General features: G+C 61.0%; 20 protein-coding genes, 1 tRNA gene and 1 pseudogene. 20 read left to right on the top strand and 2 right to left on the bottom strand.

Annotation, left to right across the window (positions count from 1 at the left end; genetic code table 11):
• Positions 1-69 precede the first annotated feature (69 nt).
• The 14 genes from P9230_RS00790 (at position 70) to P9230_RS00725 (ending at position 14,816) form a co-directional block, all read left to right on the top strand.
• Positions 70-1,011, top strand: a complete 942-nt coding sequence (locus P9230_RS00790; RefSeq protein WP_066992511.1) for an alpha-E domain-containing protein — start codon at positions 70-72, stop codon at positions 1,009-1,011.
• A 20-nt stretch (positions 1,012-1,031) separates the two neighbouring features.
• Entirely contained in the window at positions 1,032-1,826 is a 795-nt protein-coding gene (locus P9230_RS00785; RefSeq protein WP_278116998.1) for a transglutaminase family protein, read from the top strand.
• 30 nt (positions 1,827-1,856) lie between these two features.
• A complete protein-coding gene (locus P9230_RS00780) occupies positions 1,857-2,588 on the top strand; it encodes a peptidase (protein ID WP_066992517.1) in 732 nt (243 codons plus the stop codon).
• Between the two features lie 99 nt (positions 2,589-2,687).
• Positions 2,688-4,115: a pyridoxal-dependent decarboxylase gene (locus P9230_RS00775; RefSeq protein WP_278116996.1), complete on the top strand. Its 1,428-nt coding sequence runs from the start codon at positions 2,688-2,690 to the stop codon at positions 4,113-4,115.
• A gap of 111 nt (positions 4,116-4,226) precedes the next feature.
• Positions 4,227-4,994, top strand: a complete 768-nt coding sequence (locus P9230_RS00770; protein ID WP_066992523.1) for a DeoR/GlpR family DNA-binding transcription regulator — start codon at positions 4,227-4,229, stop codon at positions 4,992-4,994.
• Between the two features lie 126 nt (positions 4,995-5,120).
• Positions 5,121-6,647, top strand: a complete 1,527-nt coding sequence (gene glpD, locus P9230_RS00765) for a glycerol-3-phosphate dehydrogenase (RefSeq protein ID WP_278116994.1) — start codon at positions 5,121-5,123, stop codon at positions 6,645-6,647.
• 39 nt (positions 6,648-6,686) lie between these two features.
• Positions 6,687-7,766 (top strand): ABC transporter ATP-binding protein, encoded by a 1,080-nt coding sequence (locus tag P9230_RS00760; RefSeq protein WP_095825324.1) that lies wholly within the window; start codon positions 6,687-6,689, stop codon positions 7,764-7,766.
• A 10-nt stretch (positions 7,767-7,776) separates the two neighbouring features.
• Positions 7,777-8,844: an ABC transporter ATP-binding protein gene (locus P9230_RS00755; RefSeq protein ID WP_067319784.1), complete on the top strand. Its 1,068-nt coding sequence runs from the start codon at positions 7,777-7,779 to the stop codon at positions 8,842-8,844.
• A complete protein-coding gene (locus P9230_RS00750; protein WP_066992534.1) occupies positions 8,845-9,711 on the top strand; it encodes a sugar ABC transporter permease in 867 nt (288 codons plus the stop codon). It begins immediately after the preceding gene.
• Between the two features lies 1 nt (position 9,712).
• Entirely contained in the window at positions 9,713-10,621 is a 909-nt protein-coding gene (locus P9230_RS00745) for a carbohydrate ABC transporter permease (RefSeq protein ID WP_278116992.1), read from the top strand.
• Between the two features lie 3 nt (positions 10,622-10,624).
• Positions 10,625-10,912 carry a DUF2160 domain-containing protein gene (locus tag P9230_RS00740; protein WP_067319787.1) on the top strand — a complete coding sequence of 96 codons (288 nt, stop codon included), beginning with the start codon at positions 10,625-10,627 and terminating at the stop codon, positions 10,910-10,912.
• A gap of 77 nt (positions 10,913-10,989) precedes the next feature.
• Positions 10,990-12,720 (top strand): ABC transporter substrate-binding protein, encoded by a 1,731-nt coding sequence (locus P9230_RS00735; RefSeq protein ID WP_066992542.1) that lies wholly within the window; start codon positions 10,990-10,992, stop codon positions 12,718-12,720.
• A gap of 90 nt (positions 12,721-12,810) precedes the next feature.
• Complete coding sequence (gene glpK / locus P9230_RS00730) at positions 12,811-14,304, top strand: glycerol kinase GlpK (RefSeq protein WP_067319790.1); 1,494 nt, start codon at positions 12,811-12,813, stop codon at positions 14,302-14,304.
• A 32-nt stretch (positions 14,305-14,336) separates the two neighbouring features.
• A complete protein-coding gene (locus P9230_RS00725) occupies positions 14,337-14,816 on the top strand; it encodes a DUF6882 domain-containing protein (RefSeq protein ID WP_067319793.1) in 480 nt (159 codons plus the stop codon).
• Positions 14,817-14,883: 67 nt separating this feature from the next.
• Here P9230_RS00725 and P9230_RS00720 read toward each other — a convergent pair whose 3' ends face one another.
• A complete protein-coding gene (locus P9230_RS00720) occupies positions 14,884-15,339 on the bottom strand; it encodes a BA14K family protein (protein WP_066992550.1) in 456 nt (151 codons plus the stop codon).
• A gap of 285 nt (positions 15,340-15,624) precedes the next feature.
• Here P9230_RS00720 and P9230_RS00715 point away from each other — a divergent pair.
• From P9230_RS00715 to P9230_RS00690, 6 genes are all read left to right on the top strand, one after another.
• Positions 15,625-15,700, top strand: a tRNA-Lys gene (locus tag P9230_RS00715).
• Between the two features lie 318 nt (positions 15,701-16,018).
• A complete protein-coding gene (locus tag P9230_RS00710) occupies positions 16,019-16,999 on the top strand; it encodes a hypothetical protein (protein WP_278116989.1) in 981 nt (326 codons plus the stop codon).
• A gap of 22 nt (positions 17,000-17,021) precedes the next feature.
• Complete coding sequence (locus P9230_RS00705; protein WP_156750999.1) at positions 17,022-18,050, top strand: hypothetical protein; 1,029 nt, start codon at positions 17,022-17,024, stop codon at positions 18,048-18,050.
• A gap of 742 nt (positions 18,051-18,792) precedes the next feature.
• Positions 18,793-19,332, top strand: coding sequence for a J domain-containing protein (locus tag P9230_RS00700; RefSeq protein WP_067319800.1), 540 nt, complete (start codon positions 18,793-18,795; stop codon positions 19,330-19,332).
• A 178-nt stretch (positions 19,333-19,510) separates the two neighbouring features.
• Positions 19,511-19,696 (top strand): hypothetical protein, encoded by a 186-nt coding sequence (locus P9230_RS00695; RefSeq protein WP_066992556.1) that lies wholly within the window; start codon positions 19,511-19,513, stop codon positions 19,694-19,696.
• Positions 19,697-19,796: 100 nt separating this feature from the next.
• Positions 19,797-20,942 (top strand): hypothetical protein, encoded by a 1,146-nt coding sequence (locus P9230_RS00690; RefSeq protein ID WP_278116986.1) that lies wholly within the window; start codon positions 19,797-19,799, stop codon positions 20,940-20,942.
• A 33-nt stretch (positions 20,943-20,975) separates the two neighbouring features.
• On the opposite strand, the pseudogene P9230_RS00685 reads toward P9230_RS00690, so the two are convergent.
• Positions 20,976-21,563: pseudogene (locus P9230_RS00685) on the bottom strand (DNA-processing protein DprA); the annotation flags it as partial.
• Positions 21,564-21,942 lie beyond the last annotated feature (379 nt).

Raw genomic sequence — 21,942 nt, 5'->3', positions numbered from 1 at the left:
TCATGAAATCTTTTTTTCGCTACTCGCTACTCACTATTCGCCATTCGCTCGACACCGGAGCAAGCTGACATGCTTCTCGGCCGCACCGCCAACGGTCTCTACTGGATGAACCGCTACATAGAGCGGGCCGAAAACATGGCGCGCCTGGTCGATGCCGGCCTGCGCATGGCGCTGACGCGCACGCAGAACGCGTCGGAGGAATGGAACTCCGTGCTGCTCAGCGCCGGCTCCGACCTGGCCTTCTCGCAGAAATACCAGGACTACACTGTCGCCAACGTCTCGGATTTCCTGCTGCGCGACACTTCGAACCCGTCGAGCACGATGGCCTCGATCGAGACGGCGCGCAACAATGCGCGCATGGTGCGCACGGCGCTGACGCGCGAGACCTGGGAGAGCATCAACGAGGCCTGGATGTCGCTGAAGCGGATGCTGGCACGGCCGATCGACGAGCGCGATCTGCCGACGGTGCTCGATGCGATCAAGCGCGAGACGGCGCTGATCCGCGGCTCGTTCTACGGCACGATGCTGCGCAACGAGATCTTCGACTTCTCGCAGCTCGGCACCTATGTGGAGCGCGCCGACAACACGGCCCGCATCCTCGACGTGAAATACTATGTGCTCTTGCCGTCGATCTCCTGGGTGGGCTCGACACTCGACAATTATCAATGGGAATCGATCTTGCGCTCGGTGTCGGCGCACCGCTCCTACCGGTGGGTGTATGACGCGGACTACAAGCCGACCAACATCGCCGACTATCTGATCCTCAATGTCCGTATGCCGCGCTCGCTGACCTTCTGCTATCGCTTCCTCGGCGAGCATTTGAGATTCCTCGCCGACGACTATGGCGAGCGCCATGCCTGCCACGCCACCGCCGAGAAAATTCAGACGATGCTGAAGAAGGGGTCGATCAAGGATATTTTCGACCACGGCCTGCATGAGTTCCTGGCGGAATTCATTCGTGACAACACTAGGCTGGGGGATGAGATCGCCCTGGACTACCGGTTCTACTGAGCGCTGGAGAGACAGGCGCCATGCGGCTCAAGATCACACACCGAACCGAGTACCGCTACGATGCACCGGTGCAGTACCTGTTGCAGCGACTGCGCCTGACGCCGGTCAGCGGATCGACTCAGACGGTTGCGTCCTGGGTGATCAAGATCGACGGCGCGCGAGAGGAGGTTCGCTTCACGGACCATTTCGGCAATGACACGCGGCTGGTGAGCGCCGAGGGCGGCCAGCACACCATCATAGTCGAGGCGGCGGGCGAGGTGACGACGCGCGACACTGCCGGTGTGTCCGGTGTGCATCATGGTTTCGCGCCGCTCTGGCTTTTCAGCCAGCAAACGCCGCTTACGACCGTCGGCGACGGCATTCGCGACCTGGCCGCTTCGGTCGGGGAGGGGACGGATATCGACAGGCTGCACAAGCTGATGGGCGCGATCCGGGAGCGCGTCGCCTATAAGCCCGGGACGACCAGCGCCGTGACGCCGGCGGAAGAAGCGCTAACGCTCAAGGCCGGTGTCTGCCAGGATCACAGCCACATCTTCACCGCCGTGGCGCGCGTGATGGGCTTCCCCGCGCGCTATATCAGCGGCTATCTGATGATGGATGCCTCGGTCGAGCAGGCGGCAAGCCATGCCTGGGCCGAAGCGCATGTGCCGGGCCTGGGGTGGGTTGCCTTTGATCCCGCCAACGGTATCTCGCCCGACGAACGCTATGTAAGAATGGCGACGGGTCGGGACTATCGCGATGCCTCGCCTGTGTCGGGAATACTGCTGGGGCAAGCGGAAGAGAAGCTTGCCGTCACCGTCACGGTAGAGCAGTAGTCTCTGCCAAGATTCACCAGAAGAGCGACCATGACCTATTGCGTCGGCCTCAAGATCGATCGTGGACTCGTGTTCATGTCGGACACGCGCACCAATGCCGGCATGGATTCGATTTCGACCTTCAGGAAGATGCATGTCTGGGAAGAGCCTGGCGAGCGCGTCATCGTGCTGATGTCTGCAGGCAATCTTGCCACGACGCAAGCCGTGGTCAGCCTGCTGGACGAGCGCAACAAGGCGGCCGGCGACCGTCACGAGAAGCTGCTCGAGACCCCGTCAATGTACCAGACGGTGCGGCTGGTCGGCGAGACGGTGAAAGAGGTGATCGCACACTCTTCGCCCGCCGGCGATCAGGCGGATTCCTATTTCAACGCCTCCTTCATCCTCGGCGGCCAAATCAAGGGCAGCCAACCCCGGCTGTTCATGATCTATCCCGAGGGCAATTTCATCGAGTCGACCGACGACACTCCATTCTTCCAGATCGGCGAGACCAAATACGGCAAGCCGATCATCATCCGTGCCTATGACCGTACGATGAGCCTGGCCGAGACGGTGAAGCTGCTGTTGGTCTCCTTCGACTCGACGCTGAAGTCGAACCTGTCGGTCGGCCTGCCGCTCGACCTGCTCTTCCTGGAACTGGATGCTTTCAAGGTCGGCCTGAAGAAGCGGATCGGTCATGACGACCAATATTACCGAACCATATCGGATGGCTGGTCCAACGCGCTAAAGGCGGCCTTCGCCAGCCTGCCCGATTTTCCCGGCTAGGGCGTTCGCCTACGAAGCGGTTGCCTCATTATATTTAACTTGTTAATCAAAAGCCGAAGTGGCGGGCCGATCAAGGTCCGGCGGCTGCTGAGAGGATACATGGACAAGAAAGAATTCCGCGATTGGTCGAGGCGAGCCGCGGATTGGGGCGTGGACTACCGGTCCAGCCTGCGCGATCGTCCGGTGCGGCCGGCGATCGGGCCCGGCGACATATTCAGGAGCATCGAAGAGTCGCCGCCCGAGACGGCCGAGCCGATGGAAAAAATCTTCGCCGATTTCGAAACGAAGATCGTGCCCGGGATGACGCATTGGCAGCATCCGCGCTTCTTCGCCTATTTCCCGGCCAACGCGGCGCCGGTCTCGGTGGTGGCCGAGTATCTCGTCTCGGCGATGGCCGCGCAGTGCATGCTGTGGCAGACCTCGCCGGCGGCGACAGAGCTCGAGACGCGTATCGTCGACTGGATGCGCCAGGCGCTGGGCCTGCCCGAAGGATTCTCCGGTGTCATTCAGGATTCGGCTTCGTCGGCGACGCTTGCCGCGGTGCTCACCATGCGCGAGCGGGCGCTTGACTGGCAGGGAAACAGACAAGGTCTCGCCGGCCAGGCGAAGCTGCGTGTCTATTGCTCCAACCAGGTTCACACCTCGATCGACCGAGCGATCTGGGTCGCCGGCATCGGCGAGGAGAATCTCATCCGTATCCCGGTAACCGGTCGTTTTCGCGCGATGGATACGGCGGCGCTCGAGGCGGCAATTATCGCCGATCGCGAGGCCGGCCTGCTGCCGGCGGGCATTGTCGCCTGCGTCGGCGGCACCAGCACCGGCGGCACCGACGACATCGCTGCCGTAGCGGCCGTGGCGAAGCGGCACGGCCTTTACCTGCACGTCGATGCGGCCTGGGCCGGGTCGGCGATGATCTGCCCGGAGTACCGGCATTTCTGGGCCGGTGTCGAGAGCGCCGATTCCATCGTCTTCAATCCGCACAAGTGGCTCGGCGCGCAATTCGACTGCTCGATCCAGTTCGTCTGCCAACCGGAAGACCTTGTGCGCACGCTGGCCATCAAGCCGGACTATCTCAAGACCAGAGGTCATGACGGCATCATCAACTATTCGGAATGGTCGGTGCCGCTTGGCCGCCGATTCCGTGCGCTGAAACTCTGGTTCCTGCTGCGCGCCCACGGACTGGAAGGATTGCGCAAGATGATCCGAAACCATGTAGCCTGGAGCGAGGGCCTTGCCGCACGGCTGGCCGGGGAAGCGGATTTCGAGCTCGTCACCGAGCCCATGCTGTCGCTGTTCTCGTTCCGCCATCGCGCCCCTCAGGGTGCCGATCCAGACGAGCACAATTTGCGTCTCGTCGATGCCATCAACACGGACGGACGCATCTATCTAACGCAGACGCGCGTCGATGGCCGGGTGGCGATCCGCTTTCAGGCGGGACAGTTCGAGACCACGGCCGGCGATATTGATGCGGCCTTCGATGTCGTCACAGAGATTGCGCGCCGGCTTACCCTTGAGGCGGCAAACTGATTGCGGACCGGTTTGTCTTTGCGAGAAGGTGAATTTCGTTAGCCGGCTTGTCCCTTTCCATCACTTTCGTTTTCCGATATAGACGGAAAAAACGAAAATGAAGGATAGCGGATGTTCCTTTCGCCACGCCACGCCGAGATCATCCAGATGGCGAAGGACAACGGCCGGGTGCTGGTCGACGACCTGGCGACACATTTCAGCGTGACGCCGCAGACCATCCGCAAGGACCTCAACGACCTCTGTGACCAGCGGCTGCTGACGCGCATCCATGGCGGGGCGCTGTTTCCGTCCGGCATCGAGAACATGGAATACGAGGCGCGGCGCAAAATCGCTGCCGATGAGAAGGAAGCGATCGGCCGCGCGGCGGCCAGGCTTATTCCCGACAACGCCTCGCTGTTCATCAATATAGGCACCACGACGGAAGCTGTCTCAAAGGCGCTTCTCGACCATAACGGGCTTATGGTGATCACCAATAACATCAACGTTGCCAATAGGATGCGGATCTATCCTTCGATCGAGGTGGTGATCGCCGGCGGCGTTGTGCGCGGCTCCGACGGCGGCGTCGTGGGTGAGGCCGCGGTGGATTTCATTCGCCAGTTCAAAGTCGACTACGCCGTCATCGGCGCCTCGGCCATCGACCATGACGGCGCGCTGCTCGACTTCGACTTTCGCGAAGTGAAAGTGGCGCAGGCCATCATCGCCAATGCGCGTCATGTGATTCTCGTCTCCGACCGGACAAAATTCGAGCGCACGGCGCCGGTTCGCATTGGTCACCTGTCGCAGGTGAACACCTTCATCACCGACCGTTGCGACATCCCTTCGGTGCGCCGGATTTGCGAGGAAACGGAGGTTCGTTTGATCGAGACAGCGCTCGGATAACGTCTCTTCACGGACATCTCACGCACCTGTGATATTTCGTTTGACATTCGGATCGAGTTCGAAATAATCCCGCCACGGTTTCGCGAAACACAAAAATGGTGCAATGCGAAATCGTGGAGGAACCCTGTGGACGCATCTCCGATCCATGACATTTTTGTCATAGGCGGCGGCATCAATGGCTGCGGCATCGCCCGCGACGCCGTTGGCCGCGGATTTTCCGTATACCTCGCCGAGATGAACGATCTCGCCAGCGGGACTTCCTCCGGCTCGACCAAACTGATCCATGGCGGGTTGCGCTATCTCGAGTTCTACGAATTCCGGCTGGTGCGCGAAGCGCTGATGGAGCGCGAGGTTCTGTGGAAGAACGCGCCGCATATCATCTGGCCGATGCGCTTCGTGCTGCCCTACGCCAAGGGCCTGCGTCCGGCCTGGCTGATCCGGCTCGGCCTTTTCCTTTACGACCATATCGGCGGGCGCAAGCTGCTGCCGGCGACCAAGACGCTGGACATGGCCACCGATCCGGCCGGCAAGCCGCTGAAGCCGCTGTTCCGCAAGGCGTTTGAATATTCGGACGGCTGGGTCAACGATGCCCGCCTCGTGGCGCTCAATGCCCGCGACGCGGCCGACCGCGGCGCCGTCATCCGCACTCGCACCAAGGTGGTCAGCGCGCGCCGCGAGAGCGGGCTGTGGACGATCAAGATCCAGAACGTGCTGACCGGCGAGATCGAGGAAGTCCGCGCGCGTCTTCTCGTCAACGCCGCCGGGCCGTGGGTCGATCAGGTATTGGCAAAAACCGTCGGCCAGAACGATGTGCACAATGTTCGGCTGGTGCAGGGCAGCCACATCGTCATCGGCAAGAAGTTCGACGATCCGCGCGCCTATTTCTTTCAGAACAAGGACGGACGCATCATCTTCGCCATTCCTTACGAAGAAGAGTTCACGCTGATCGGCACCACCGACCGCGACTTTCCCGGCGATCCGCATGAGGTGAAGATCAGCGATACCGAGATCGACTATCTTTGCGCCGCCGCGAGCGAATATTTCGCCCAGCCGGTCAAGCGTTCGGACATCGTCTGGACCTATTCGGCGGTGCGCCCGCTTTATGACGACGGCGCCTCGAAGGCGCAGGAGGCGACGCGCGACTATGTGCTGAAGGCCGATGGCGGGGAGGGTGCCGCCCCCTTACTCAACGCCTTCGGCGGCAAGATCACCACGTTCCGCCGGCTGGCGGAATCGATGTTGGAGAAGCTCGAAGGCTTTCTCGGCAAGCGCGGCAAGCCATGGACCGCCAACGCGCCGCTGCCCGGCGGCGATTTTCCGGCGACCGGGTTCGACGAGCAGGTATCGAGGCTCAAGAACGCCTATCCGTTCCTCGACCAACGGCTGGCACGCAGGTTGACCCGGCTTTACGGCACGCGCGCGGAGAAGCTGCTTGGCCTCGCCAAGTCGAATGCCGATCTCGGCCGCAATTTCGGTGCCGACCTCTACGAAGCCGAGGTGCGCTACCTGGTCGAGAACGAGTGGGCGATCACCGCCGAGGACGTGCTGTGGCGCAGGACCAAACGCGGCCTGCATTTCAGCCGCGAGCAGACGGCGGCATTGGAAGAATTCATGCGCGGGTTAAGCAGCCGCCATGTCGCCGCGGCGGAATGAGGATCGAGCGCTGATGCGCAAGGCCTGGGAGGAGGCGTGATGCTGGAATTGAGGAACGTGACGAAGACGGTCGGCGCGCAGGAGCATATCCGCGACGTGTCGCTGACGCTTCAGCACGGCTCGCTGAATGTCCTGCTCGGGCCGACGCTTTCCGGCAAGACCAGCCTGATGCGGCTGATGGCCGGGCTCGACGCGCCAACTTCCGGCTCGGTCTGGTTCGACGGCAAGGACGTCACCGGACAGCCGGTGCAGAAGCGCAACGTCGCCATGGTCTACCAGCAATTCATCAACTACCCGGCGATGACGGTGTACGAGAACATCGCCTCGCCGCTTCGGGTTGCCGGCATCGAACAGGCCAGGATCGACAAGGAGGTGCGCAACGCTGCGGCACTTCTCAAGCTCACGCCCTATCTCGACCGCACGCCGCTCAACCTCTCGGGCGGCCAGCAGCAGCGCACGGCGCTTGCCCGCGCCATCGTCAAGAACGCCAGCCTGGTGCTGCTCGACGAGCCGCTCGCCAATCTCGACTACAAGCTGCGCGAGGAGTTGCGCGCCGAATTGCCGAAGATTTTCGCCGCGGCGGGCACGATCTTCGTCTATGCCACGACCGAGCCGCACGAGGCGCTTTTGCTCGGCGGCAACACCGCGACGCTTTCGGAAGGTCGCGTCACGCAGTTCGGCCCAACCGTCGAGGTTTTCCGCAAGCCGGTCGACCTGGTGACGGCGCGGACCTTCGCCGACCCTCCGCTCAACACCATTGTGCTCGCCAAGAAGGGATCGGACTTCCTTCTCGAAGGAGGCGTGAAGCTGCCGGTGCCGCCCGAACTGCTCGGCATTCCGGATGCCAGCTACACGATCGGCTTCCAGCCGCACCATTTGTCGCTGGAGCGTCCCAACCCCGGCGCCGTGCCGGTGCGGGCCAAGGTCACCATCACCGAGATCACCGGCTCGGAAAGCTTCGTCCATCTCGACTTCGCCGACGCGCGCTGGGTGATGCTCGCGCACGGCATCCTCGATTTCGAGACCGACGACGAGGTCGAGGTGTTCATCGACCCGCGCCACATCATGGTCTTCGACCAGAACGGCCGCGCGGTGACTGCGTCGAAGCTGGCGGCTTGAGGAGGGAGCGATGGCACGCATCGACGTCAACCACATCCGCCACTCCTACCTGACCAATCCAAAGAAGGATTCGGATTTCGCGCTGAAGGAAGTGCATCACACCTTCGAGGACGGCGGCGCCTATGCGCTGCTCGGGCCGTCCGGCTGCGGCAAGACCACCTTGCTCAACATCATCTCGGGGCTGCTCCATCCCTCGCACGGCCAGCTCCTGTTCAACGGCCGGAACGTGACCAATCTGTCGACGCAGGAGCGCAATATCGCCCAGGTGTTCCAATTCCCGGTCATCTACGACACCATGACCGTCTACGACAATCTGGCCTTTCCGCTGCGCAACCGCCGCGTGCCGGAGGCCGATGTCGACCGCAAGGTGCGCGAGACGCTCGACATGATCGATCTCGCCTCGATGGCGAACCGGAAGGCGCGCCGGCTGACCGCCGACCAGAAGCAGAAGATCTCGCTCGGTCGAGGACTGGTGCGCTCGGACGTCAACGCCATCCTGTTCGACGAGCCGCTCACCGTCATCGATCCGCATATGAAATGGGTGCTGCGTTCGCAGCTGAAGCAGCTGCATCGCCGGTTTGGTTACACCATGGTCTATGTCACGCACGACCAGACCGAAGCGCTGACTTTCGCCGACCGCGTCGTGGTCATGTATGACGGCGAGATCGTGCAGATCGGCACGCCGGCCGAGCTGTTCGAGCGGCCGCGCCACACCTTCGTCGGCTATTTCATCGGTTCGCCGGGCATGAATGTGCTTCCGGTTGCGCTCGAAGGCAGGACGGCTTTGCTCGGCTCGCAGCGCATCGAACTGCCGGGCGCACCCAAGGCCGAAGCCGGTCCCGTCGAGCTCGGCATCCGTCCCGAATATGTCCGGCTCGGCCGCGAAGGCATGGCGGTTTCCGTCAGCAAGGTCGAGGATGTTGGCCGCCACAAGGTGGTTCGCGCCAATCTCGAGGGCAAAGAGATCGCCGCCGTCATCGGCGAGGACGATGAGGTGCCGACCGAACCCAGGGTCCGCTTCGATCCGGCCGGCATCAACATCTATGCCGATTCATGGCGCGTCGAGATGGGGGCGTAGATGGAAAAGACCTGGAACAACAAAGCCTGGTTCCTCGTCCTGCCGGTGTTGGTGCTGGTGGCCTTCTCGGCCGTCATTCCGCTGATGACCGTCGTCAACTATTCGGTGCAGGACACGTTCGGCAACAATGTCTTCTTCTGGGCCGGCACCGAGTGGTTCGAGGAGTTGCTGGCGTCCGACCGCTTCTGGGAAGCGATGGCGCGCAACCTGATCTTCTCCTTCATCATCCTGGCGATCGAGGTGCCGCTCGGCATCTTCATCGCGCTCAACATGCCGAAGAAGGGATGGGGCGTGCCGGTCTGCCTGGTGCTGATGGCGCTGCCGCTGCTCATCCCATGGAACGTTGTCGGCACGATCTGGCAGGTGTTCGGCCGCAACGACATTGGCCTGCTCGGCTACTACGTCAACGCATTCGGCATCGACTACAACTATGTCCAGGATCCGATCGACGCGTGGGTCACCGTCATCATCATGGACGTGTGGCACTGGACGAGCCTGGTCGTGCTGCTCTGCTATGCCGGCCTGGTTTCGATCCCGGACGCCTTCTACCAGGCGGCCAAGATCGACGGCGCCTCGCGCTGGGCGGTGTTCCGCTACATCCAGTTGCCGAAGATGCAGCGCGTGCTGCTGATCGCGGTGCTGCTGCGCTTCATGGACTCCTTCATGATCTATACCGAGCCCTTCGTCGTCACCGGCGGCGGTCCCGGCAATTCGACCACGTTCCTGTCGATCGACCTCGTCAAGATGGCGCTCGGTCAGTTCGATCTCGGTCCGGCGGCGGCCATGTCGCTGGTCTATTTCCTGATCATCCTGTTGTTGTCGTGGGTGTTCTACACCGTGATGACCAACTACGACGCGGAGCGCTGAGATGGCGAGCGCAAACGAGACGACACGCGTAAGCGAAGCGGCGGTCACCGAGGTAGGCAGCACCCTTTCGCAGGACGAGGTGGCGAAGCTGATGCGGCGCCGGGGCGAGGAATCGCGCTGGTGGTGGATTGTGCCGACACTCTACATCGTCGTGCTGCTGCTGCCGATCTACTGGCTCATCAACATGAGCTTCAAGACCAATGCGGAGATCGTCTCGTCGCTGACGCTGTTCCCGCACAATCCGACGCTGGCAAATTACCGCACCATCTTCACCGATGCGTCCTGGTATTCGGGCTACATCAACTCGATCACCTATGTCGTGATGAACATGGTGATCTCGGTGGCCGTGGCGCTGCCCGCGGCCTACGCCTTCTCGCGCTACCGCTTCCTCGGCGACAAGCACCTGTTCTTCTGGCTGTTGACGAACCGCATGGCGCCGCCGGCGGTGTTCGCCCTGCCGTTCTTCCAGCTCTATTCGGCCTTCGGCCTGATCGACACGCATATCGCCGTGGCGCTGGCGCACTGCCTGTTCAACGTGCCGCTTGCGGTGTGGATCCTGGAAGGCTTCATGTCCGGGGTGCCGAAGGAGATCGACGAGACCGCCTATATCGACGGCTATTCCTTCCCGCGCTTCTTCATAAAGATCTTCATGCCGCTGATCGCGAGTGGCATCGGTGTCGCCTGCTTCTTCTGCTTCATGTTCTCTTGGGTGGAGCTTTTGATCGCCCGCACGCTGACGACGACCGACGCCAAGCCGATCGCGGCCACCATGACCCGCACCGTCTCGGCCGCCGGCATGGACTGGGGGCTGCTCGCCGCAGCCGGCGTGCTGACGCTGATCCCCGGCGCGCTGGTGATCTGGTTTGTGCGCAACTATATCGCCAAGGGCTTCGCCCTGGGGAGGGTATGATCGATGAACCTCGACTTCTCCTGGATGGCGTGGACGTTGCCGACAGCGGCTTTCTTCGGAACCGTATTGCTGCTGCTGGTCGGCATGGCGGCCTGGGAATATGCCTCGCCCGGCGGCAATCCGCGCGTCGGGATCCTGCGCTTCGAAACGACGCGCGGCGACCGCCTCTTCCTGTCGCTGCTCGGCAGCGCCTTTATCCATCTCGCTTGGCTGGGTCTTGTTGGACCCAACCTGTGGTGGGCTCTCGCTCTCTCCGTGGTCTACGCGATCGGCGTATTCCGATACGTATAGAGGGGGAAATAGTTGGAGCGGCCGCGTGCCGGCGGCCGCTCCAGATCGCACTTGCAACCTAAGACTGGAGGAAACACATGCGACGGCAAATTTTTACATCAACGACAGCCATTGCACTATTGCTGGGCGTAGGTAACGCCTATGCCGGTATGGACGAGGCAAAAGCCTTTCTCGACAAGGAGATAGGTGATCTGTCGACGCTTTCGCGCGCCGATCAGGAAAAGGAAATGCAGTGGTTCATCGACGCAGCCAAGCCGTTTGCCGGCATGGACATCAAGGTCGTGTCGGAAACCATCGCCACCCATTCCTATGAATCGCAGGTGCTGGCGCCGGCCTTCTCGGCCATCACTGGCATCAAGGTCACCCACGACACGATCCAGGAAGGTGACGTCGTCGAGAAGATCCAGACCCAGATGCAGACCGGTCAGAACCTCTATGACGGCTGGGTCAACGACTCCGACCTGATCGGCACGCACTGGCGCTACCAGCAGGTGCGCAACCTGACCGACTGGATGGAAGGCGACGGCAAGGACGTCACCAATCCGAATCTCGACCTGAAGGACTTCATCGGCACCTCGTTCACGACGGCGCCCGACAAGAAGCTCTATCAACTGCCGGACCAGCAGTTCGCGAACCTCTACTGGTTCCGCTACGACTGGTTCAACGACGAGAAGAACAAGGCCGACTTCAAGGCCAAGTACGGCTACGACCTCGGCGTTCCCGTCAACTGGTCGGCCTATGAGGACATCGCCGCGTTCTTCACCGGCCGCGAAATCGATGGCAAGAAGGTCTACGGCCACATGGACTACGGCAAGAAGGACCCATCGCTCGGCTGGCGGTTCACCGACGCCTGGCTGTCCATGGCCGGCAACGGCGACAAGGGCATTCCGAACGGCCTGCCGGTCGACGAATGGGGCATCAAGGTCGACGAGAATTCGCGGCCCGTGGGCTCCTGCACCGCGCGCGGCGGCGACACGAATGGTCCGGCTGCCGTCTACTCGATCCAGAAATACCTCGACTGGCTGAAGGCCTACGCTCCGGCCGAAGCGCAGGGCATGACCTTCTCCGAATCCGGCCCGGTTCCGGCGCAGGGTGGGGTGGCCCAGCAGATCTTCTGGTACACCGCTTTCACCGCCTCGATGGTCGACGCCAGCGCCAAGGCGGTGCTGAACGACGACGGCACGCCGAAGTGGCGCATGGCGCCGTCGCCGCATGGTGTCTACTGGAAGGACGGCATGAAGCTCGGCTACCAGGACGTGGGTTCCTGGACGTTGATGAAGTCGACGCCGACCGACCGCGCCAAGGCCGCCTGGCTTTACGCCCAGTTCGTCACCTCGAAGACCGTCGACGTGAAGAAGAGCCATGTCGGCTTGACCTTCATCCGCGAGAGCACGATCCACGACAAGAGCTTCACCGAGCGCGCTCCGAAGCTCGGCGGCCTGATCGAGTTCTACCGCTCGCCGGCCCGCGTCCAGTGGTCGCCGACCGGCACCAACGTGCCTGACTATCCGAAGCTCGCTCAGCTCTGGTGGCAGGCGATCGGCGATGCGTCGTCGGGCGCCAAAACCGCGCAGGAAGCGATGGACTCGCTTTGCGCCGAGCAGGAAAAGGTCATGAGCCGCATCGAAAAGTCGGGCGTCCAGGGCGATATCGGCCCGAAGATGGCCGAAGAGCATGATCTCGAATACTGGAACAAGGACGCGGTCTCGAAGGGCAACCTTGCGCCGCAGTTGAAGATCGAGAACGAAAAGGAAAAGCCGATCACCATCAACTACGACGAGCTGGTGAAGAGCTGGCAGCAGCAGTAACTGCATGACGCAGGCCCGCGAGCCTGTGTAGGAAATGCAGGGGAGGCGGCTTGGCCGTCTCCCCTGTTGCATGAGAAGTGGAGGGACGGAATGAGCGGTTTTGTGCTGGCCATCGACCAGGGAACGACCTCGACCAGGGCGATCGTCTTCGACAGCGAAATGAAAGTCGCCGGCACGGGCCAGCAGGAATTCACGCAGCATTATCCGGCTTCCGGCTGGGTCGAGCATGATCCGGAAGACATTTGGGCAAGCGTGCTCGCGACAGTGAAGGCGGCGCTGAAGGCTGCCGGTTGCGCAGCATCGGATATGGCCGCGATCGGCATCACCAACCAGCGCGAGACGGTGGTCATCTGGGACAAGGCGACGGGAAAACCGATCCACAACGCGATTGTGTGGCAGGACAGACGAACCGCGCCGCTTTGCCAGAAGCTCAAGAAGCAAGGGCTGGAGAAGACGTTCACGAAAAAGACCGGGTTGCTGCTCGATCCCTATTTCTCCGGCACCAAGATCGCCTGGATGCTGGACAAGGTGAAGGGCGCGAGAAAGCGCGCCGAGAAAGGCGAATTGCTCGCCGGCACGATCGACAGTTTTCTCATCTGGCGCCTGACCGGCGGCAAGGTACACGCCACCGATGCCACCAACGCCTCGCGCACGCTGGTCTACAACATCGAGAAGAATGTCTGGGACGACGAGCTGCTGTCCATCCTGAACATACCGGCCGCGGTCCTGCCGCAGGTGAAGGACTGCGCCGATGATTTCGGTGTCACAGAAAAGAGCCTTTTCGGCGCCGAGATGAGGATTCTCGGGGTCGCCGGCGACCAGCACGCAGCGACCATCGGCCAGGCCTGTTTCGAGCCGGGCATGATGAAGTCCACCTACGGCACCGGCTGCTTCGCGCTGCTGAACACCGGCGCCGATCTGGTGCGCTCGAAGAACCGGCTCTTGACCACCATCGCCTATCGGTTGAACGGCAAGACCACCTATGCGCTGGAGGGCTCGATCTTCATTGCGGGTGCCGCCGTGCAATGGCTGCGCGACGGCATCAAGGTGATCGGCAAGGCCGAGCAGAGCGGCGCGCTGGCGGCGACCGCCGATCCGGCGCAACAAGTCTATCTGGTGCCGGCCTTTGTCGGCCTGGGCGCGCCGCACTGGGACGCGGATGCCCGCGGCGCGATCTTCGGCCTGACGCGCAATTCAGGCCCGGCCGAGTTCGCGCGCGCGGCGCTCGAATCCGTCGCCTTCCAGACGCGCGACCTGCTCGACGCCATGCGCAAGGATTGGAAGGGCGCTTCCGCCAAGACCGTGCTGCGGGTCGACGGCGGCATGGTCGCATCGGATTGGACCATGCAGAGGTTGGCCGACATCCTCGACGCGCCGGTCGATCGGCCGACCATCCTGGAAACGACCGCGCTGGGTGCCGCCTGGCTTGCCGGATCCAAAGCCGGCGTGTGGCCGAAGGCGAAGGAGTTTGCCAAGACCTGGGCTCTCGATAAGCGCTTCAAGCCGGATATGGACGCCGCCACCCGTTCCGCCAAGCTGAGTGGCTGGCGCGACGCAGTGCGCAGGACGCTGAGTGTGCAATGAGGGGCGCGGGAGACACGGCAAGGCGAGGGGGCATGAAGCATCCGGACTGGTACCCCGCATGGCGTGACGAGGCTTTCGACCAACTGAACGCCAAGAACCATCGTTTGGAGGATGAATTCCGCCTCGGCAGCTGGCAGCGCTACGACTATGACTTAACCACCGGAAAACTGCTTTTTTCGGCAGATGGTGTCGTCAAGGTGGTCGCTCACATACAGATTGCCGGCTCTACAAGCGCCAAGGCGGACAACTGGCTATGGGCTTGGGCAAATTCAAATTTGCCGGGCGACCTTCTCAGCGACGCCAAACTGGTTCGGTCATTCGGCGAGGAGAAGGGCATAGACGAACTGGCGCAGGCTTATGTGCTCGACGTGGCCGATGACCTCGAAGCGCTTGGTTGGGGACTGACCGGTGCCATGGTTCGGATTTGCAACGCGCTCGGAGCCTATCGCTCACCCCGAGGGGAAGGCGGGGGCCTGTACCTGATATTGAAAAGCGTCAACTGGGCCAGCTGAACGAACAGAGAGCCCGTGCCTTGCGGCACGGGCTCGGTCAACGACCCTGGATACTGACTGGAGGCTGTCAGTAGGGCGAAACGCACTGCTGACGCGGGCCGTTGTAGGGCTGGAAAGTGTTGTCCGAGGCGCGATAAGACCGATAACGGTCATAGCACCACTGCACATGCGCATCGCCGCCACGATAGACGCGGTTCTGGCTGTTGATGATGGCGCCGGTAATCAGCGCGCCGGTGGCGAAGGCAGCGAGCGGGAACCAATAATCGCCATGCCGGCGATAGCCGCGGCGATATTCACGGTAGCCGCGATGGCCATTCCAGTAGACGACGCCGTCCCGACGCGAGAAATCGCGGTTGAAGCTGCGGTGTCGTCTCCAATCCCGATACTGCACGGTCTGGACATCCGACCAGAGGCCCTGGGATTGTGGCACATAGGCCGGCTGAGCGTTGACCGGCACCATCTCCGCCGCGATGAACGACGCCGAGAGGGCGGCTGCCATCAGGCCTGATGCGATCCTTTTCATCGATGTACTCCTCAAGGGTTTGGTAATCGTCCCTGTGTTGCGAAACGAGCCTGGGTTGCAATGGTTCCCGCATCTCCATCAACCTGTTGTTATCGTAGGGCTTTCTGAAGCGGCCCGGGTCCGGGTGATTGGTGGAGGCACCGAAAGCTTCTCCCGGCCACCTTAAGCGCTCCCTTGGAATCCGTTCAAAAATCCGCCTTGGAAGCCGGTGTTTTTCCGGTTGACCGGTCGCGGCACTCTCCCTATGTTCCGCGCAATTTCGAGGGCGGCGTTTTGAGCCCGCGGGAGCGCGTAGCTCAGCCGGTAGAGCAACTGACTTTTAATCAGTAGGTCATGGGTTCGAATCCCATCGCGCTCACCAAAAATTCACGAAAGATCAATGTCTTAGGGATCCTGTTCTTAACAGAGCCGGAACGTGCGATTTTTGCGCGACCCCGTGCGACATTGGGAAAAGTCAACAGGGTCCATCGCCTATGCTGCGATCCGCAGGATCCTCGACATGTCGCGGTTGGCGCGATCCTGTCGAGAGCACAATGGCAGAGAGTGACGGCTGAGTGCCCTAGCTGGTAGCGCTGCCGGGACGGCTATTTTGGCCGCCACGGGCGGCAAATGGGCAACGCTCGTTTCTGATGGAGCCAACTGGGTTATCATGCAGGCGGCGTAATGCTATGAGGCGCGCATGCGTCTCGTGACATTGCTCCTGCTTCTTCTCGCCCTCCCTGCCAGCGCTGGTCAGGTCGAACGCCTAGGCCTGCTCATCACGCCATCGATGCTCCCCGCTGGGATCGGCGACAATATCGACGGCCCGTCGCTGGTCGAGATGCCCGATTGGGTGCCGAACAGGCTAGGTAGGTACTATCTCTACTTCGCGCATCACAAGGGCACCTATATCCGACTGGCCTATGCCGACCGGATCGAGGGGCCTTACAAGATCTATGAACCCGGCACGCTTCGCCTTGACCAGTGCCGGCCTTGCGAAAACCATGTCGCGTCGCCTGACGTTCACATCGATGAGGCGACGAAAACCATCAGGATGTATTTTCACTCGCCGTCTGCTTTCTCCGGCCATGAGCAGATGAGCTTCCTGGCGACGTCCCGCGATGGCCTGAATTTCCAGACCGAAGGCGCCGAGCTCGGCATCTACTACTTCCGCGTTTTCGACTATGGCGACGCGACCTACGCGCTAGGCAAGGCTCGCCTCTATCGCTCCACAGACGGCGGCAAGTCGTTCGTCGGCGGCCCGGCGATCTACAGCGCCCCCGGATCGAACCCGCAGAGGTTCAACGAACCCGGCAACATTCGGCACGCCGCCGTCCGCGTCGTTGGCGATACGCTTGAAGTCTATTTCAGCCGGCAAGGCGACGCGCCGGAATCAATCATGCGTGGCACGATCGACCTGACTAAGCCATGGCTCGACTGGACGCTGACGAATATAGAAACCGTCCTGAAACCGGAGATGCCATGGGAAGGCGCAAACCTGCCGGTCAAGCCGTCGCACGCCGGCAAGGAAGCTGCGCAGGCGAATGCGCTTCGCGATCCCGCTTTGTTTGAGGATGGTGGAAAAGTATTTCTTCTCTACAGTGTCGCCGGCGAGCAGGGTATAGCAATGGCTTTGATCCCATCTGCCGCATCGCAGGGAAGCGCGAAAGGCAGTCGCTAGGTCAGTCTGGGGGCGGGCTGTTGTGAAAATCTTTGTCCATGGCGGGATGCATAAGACTGCGACAAAATCGCTGCAATGGCTTCTCTACCAAAAGAGAGCGCTGTTGATCGAACGCGGAATTTTTTATCCGGATATTGGAGCGCTGCACCATCACAGCCTGCTCAGTACGAAGCGCAAAGGATGGTCTCCTCAGCTTTGCACGAACGAAATTCGAAACGCGGAGGCCGCAGGCGCCCACTCGCTTATTCTCTCGGCCGAAGGGGTCTCTATCTTATCGGCTGGGCAATTTCGCCAACTGAGCAGCACCTTTCGTGGCCATGATCTGACCTATATCTTTTGCCTGCGTCACTGGGCCAGTTACATGCCGTCCCGATGGTCGCAGTACTGTCGACGTCGAGACACCCAAACATTCGCTGACTATGTAGCAGCGGCTTCGAACCCTGCTCTCCGGCACGTGGATCTGCATTTCGACGATGTTTTGGGGAATGCGATCACCAGTGCTGAATGTGGCTTGAAGGTGGTTTCCTACAATAATGCGCTGGCTACTGACGGGGTGCTCGCGGCCCTGCTCCGCGCCTTCGACTTTGATGATAGTCTCGTGTCCGCACTCAACGATGAAGAAACATGGACTAATACGCGGGACGCGTGGCGCACGGTCGAAATTTCTAGACTGCTCAACGGTGCGTTGGCCTCGCGCCGTGGTCTTCGCCAGAATGAACTTTTTCGGGCTGTTGGCGAACGCAGGACATGCAGCGAGTTCTTCGATCTCTCGTCGCGCTTTGCCATGGTTGACGCTCAACTGATGTCCGATCTCGGCGATATGTTGGAAGATCGAGCCGAGGTAATTCGGTTCCCCGGCGCCGTGGGCTCCGACGTCGAGAGTTCGCTAAACTCCAAATACCTTCGGAACGTCACCAACCCGATAGACGGCAAGCTTTTTGCTACTACCGGCTGGTCTGAAGTGACTGCCACAAACATCACGTGGGAAGAATTCGAAGGCAAAGCACAGACCATTATGGATAGGGCTCTCTCGGAGATCGGCCTAAGCTAGAGCCCCTCGAAGATCTCCCAATTGACATTGCGCCAACAGGCTTGATATCGCATTGTTACCCACTGCACTCCGAGAACGCTGTTTTAGCAATTGCTTGCAATCAAGCCAAAGCAGGATCATGCTTATGAAACGGGCGGAGGAGGCCATCAAAGCTAGGCGGTGGTTGAATGGGTAAAGATCATGGACGCGGTCTGTTACGTCCCGGGCGCATTCTGTCTCTTGTCGGTTCTGGTGAATGTCGCAATGGCGTTTATCGTCATAGCACCGTTTGCCGCTACGCGCCTGCTCGTGTTGAGGATGCACGAGAACTCCGTCGAAAGCTTGCAGCCAGTCTAACCATACCCGACCAGGTGGCATTTGGCCTTCCTGTCTCGTCTTGGGACGGGAATGCTTGGCATCGGCTTTGCACCCCAGACATGGCCGGCTTGATCCCCGGCAGCTCGTCGGGCTTGAAGGCCGTTGTTGGGGCCTCGCCCGGCGAGTTCTTCCCAAAGTGACCCTGCCGGCGCTGCTGCTCTCTCGCTTCCATGTCAGCTCGCGTTGATAATAAATTGAGGCATCCTTGGCGCAGCATCCCGCCTAGGCCGCTCAACAGCCTTCCGTGAATTCTGACTGCCAGGTTCCGCAAGATCGCTTGCGGCGAGTCACTCATGCTCGGCATGCGGCTTGCGCGGGCAGGACGGTTGCGCGATGCTGCCGTTGGGGAGTGGTGTCGCAATATCGATTCTGTGGAATCACCACTATGTTCGTTGACTACTATGAGCTGCTCGAGATCAGCCCGAACGCGAATTCGGAAACGATCGAGCGGATATTTCGTTACTTTGCCATGCGCTACCATCCCGACAATCGGGATACCGGCAATGAGTCACGCTTCAGCGAAATCGTAGAGGCCCATAATACGCTCAAGGATCCAGTCAAACGCGCCCAATACGATGTTCAGTATAGAGACCATTTGAGCGTTCGCCGCGAGCTCGCCGAAGAAGCCAGCGATGCCAAAGGGCTTGAACGGGACGTTGTCATCCAGGCCAAGCTGCTGTCGCTTCTCTATGTAAAACGTCGACAGGACGTCAACAATCCTGGCATCGGCGATGAAGAGCTCGAACGCTTGTCGGGCTGCCCGCGAGAACATCTGGAATTTCATCTTTGGTATCTGAAGGCAAAGAGCTGGATAGCAAGGATCGAAAACGGGATGTTCGCGATCACCGTAGACGGCATCGATCGCGCCAATTCAGAGCATCGCCGTGAAACCGTCGCAACCAGGCTGCTGGATCATGCAACTTGACGATGCCCTCTGCCGGCTGATCGGTTGCTTTTACATTCGCGATTGCTTGTGTTCGAATTCCGCCGGGGCCATGGTTGCCCGGCGAGTAGGATCGATCCGGTGTGGGCCGGCCGCGCCATGCCTGGTTCCGTGCAACCGGGCAGGTAGCGTCAGGATGGCGGCCCAAGGGGAGGATAAATTGCCCGAGAAGAAGGTGATTGCCGTCAAAGACTGGACTTGCGCCATGAGTGACGAACTCGGCCGCGTGGCCCTGACCGTCAATCCGACAGACGGTGAGCCGATCCTGGTCTTGCTGACGATCTTTCAGGCGGCAAAGATGGGGCGCGAGCTGCAGTCGCCGAAACGCGTTCAGTTTTCCATCTAACTGGGGATCGACACGTCGGCAAAGGCTGGAGCGGCACCCCAACCTTGTCGCCAGGCGGGGTGGCGGCTAAGCTCGATCCTTCCCGAAGGAGAGCTCGACCATGGCACTTGACCTTTCGGTGGATGCTTCAGCCGCTAAAGCGGCGACGCTGCCTGGCAAATATCTGTTTGGCCCGGTCGCCGATTTCCTCATGCTCGGCGGCAGCGCGTTTCTGATCCTGCCCATCCTGTTCCTGGTGCCGCTCGAATATGAAGGCCTCGTCGCTGCAACCATGGTCGTCGTGGCATATCTGGTCAACTACCCCCACTTCGCCCACTCGTACCAGATTTTCTATCGCAATTTCGGGCGCAAGGTGAGGGGCAGCGGATACGAGAAGAGCCTGCAGCTTCGCTACATTTTCGCGGGCATCGTCGTCCCCCTGATCATGGCCGCGTTCTTTGCATATGGCGCGGCAAGGGCGGACACTCAGCTGCTGGGATACGCAGCCAACGCCATGTTCTTCTTCGTCGGTTGGCACTACGTCAAGCAAGGCTACGGCATGCTGATGGTCGACGCCGTCCTGAAGCGTAAATTCTTCGACGATCGTGACAAGAAGGTGCTGCTGGTCAACAGCTATGTCGTGTGGATCCTGGCATGGCTCCAGACGAACACGGCGGTGACCCAGGGGAAATATTACGGCCTGGAATATTACACATTCGCGGTCCCTTCCTGGATAACCAACATTGCCCTGCTGGCGGCCGTCGCCTCGACGGCGGCCACGGTTCTGATGCTGATCAACCGCTGGCACAGAAATGGTCATGCGCTGCCGTATAACGGCATCGTAGCCTATGTCGCGTCGCTCTATCTGTGGATCCTGATTGCGAGGATAAACCCGCTCTGGCTGCTAGTGGTGCCGGCGCTCCACTCGCTGCAGTATCTGGCCGTGGTCTGGCGCTACCAGACGAACGTCGAGCGCGACGTCGCGGATGCCGCACAAAATCCGCAACCGAAGGTACTGTCCTTTCTCGGACCTCTCTACAGGCTTAGGGTTCTGGGATTCATCGTCGGGGGTGGTGCGCTCGGATATCTCGGCTTCTGGCTTATGCCGATGGCGATGACCGCCTTGATCCCCTACGACAAGCAAGTCCTCGGGTCCTCGCTGTTCTTCTTCATCGTGCTGATCTTCATCAACGTGCACCACTATTTTCTGGACAACGTGATGTGGCGCCGAGGCAATCCTGAAGTGTCCAAATATTTGTTCCGCTAACGCTGAAGCCGCAGGTCGGAGCAGCAGCCGGGTTCACGCCACCAGCGACACGTTCCCGCCGGCATGGCGCTCGAGGCGTCCGGCGAGGTCGAGCTCCAACAGCACCATGGCGATCTGCGCGGCGCTCAAGCCTGTGTGGCGGATGATCTCGTCGACCGCGATCGGCGTCGGGCCGAGCGCTTCCAGCACGTCGGCGCGTTCGTCGTCGCCGGGCGGCGGCATTGCCGACAAGTCGGGCGCCTCGGCGAGCGGCATGGTCCTTGGCGGGCGAGTGCCAGCCAGCGGTGCCAGCGCGCCCAGAATGTCGGCCGCTTCGGTGACGAGCGTGGCGCCGTCCTTGAGCAGCGCATTGCTGCCGGCGGCACGCGGGTCGAGCGGCGAGCCTGGAACCGCGAAGACCAGTCGGCCCATCTCGCCGGCCAACCTGGCGCTGATCAGCGAACCCGAGCGCTGTGCGGCTTCGACCACGACGAGCCCGAGCGCAATGCCGGCGACGAGGCGGTTGCGACGCGGGAAATCCTGCGCTCGCGGCTGCCAGCCGAAGGGCATTTCCGAAACGATGGCGCCGCCGCGCTCGGCGATGTCGTCGCACAGACCGGCATTTTCCGGCGGGTAGGGCACACCGTAACAGTCATTCCAGTAAACGTACGAGGTGTACGACGGTTTCGGCGCGTATCGTAGGACGAGAACTCTGAGTTTACCGAAGGGGCCACGGGGGGAAACTGGGCCGTCATCTGCACGTAAATACCGAAGCAGATTTTTCTAATGAAAAGCCACGGTTCAGCACAAACTGATGAAACGAATCTCCTTTTCGAGGGTCGCTACGCATGGCATAATATGAGCAGGGTTACCGGGGGCGGGTGTCATGCCTCTCTCAGGCTACAGCGGAGTGTTTGATCCCGCTGATCTGGACTTGCTCCAGCGGGTATTCGACAGGCTATGCGCCGAGCGCCGTTTAGCCCTCAAAGACAGAGATCAAAGAGAAGAACTCGCGCGAGAA

The organism is Mesorhizobium sp. WSM4887, from assembly GCF_029625865.1.
In the GTDB taxonomy this organism is placed as follows: Bacteria; Pseudomonadota; Alphaproteobacteria; order Rhizobiales; family Rhizobiaceae; genus Mesorhizobium.
This window is presented reverse-complemented; position numbering and strand designations above follow the sequence as displayed.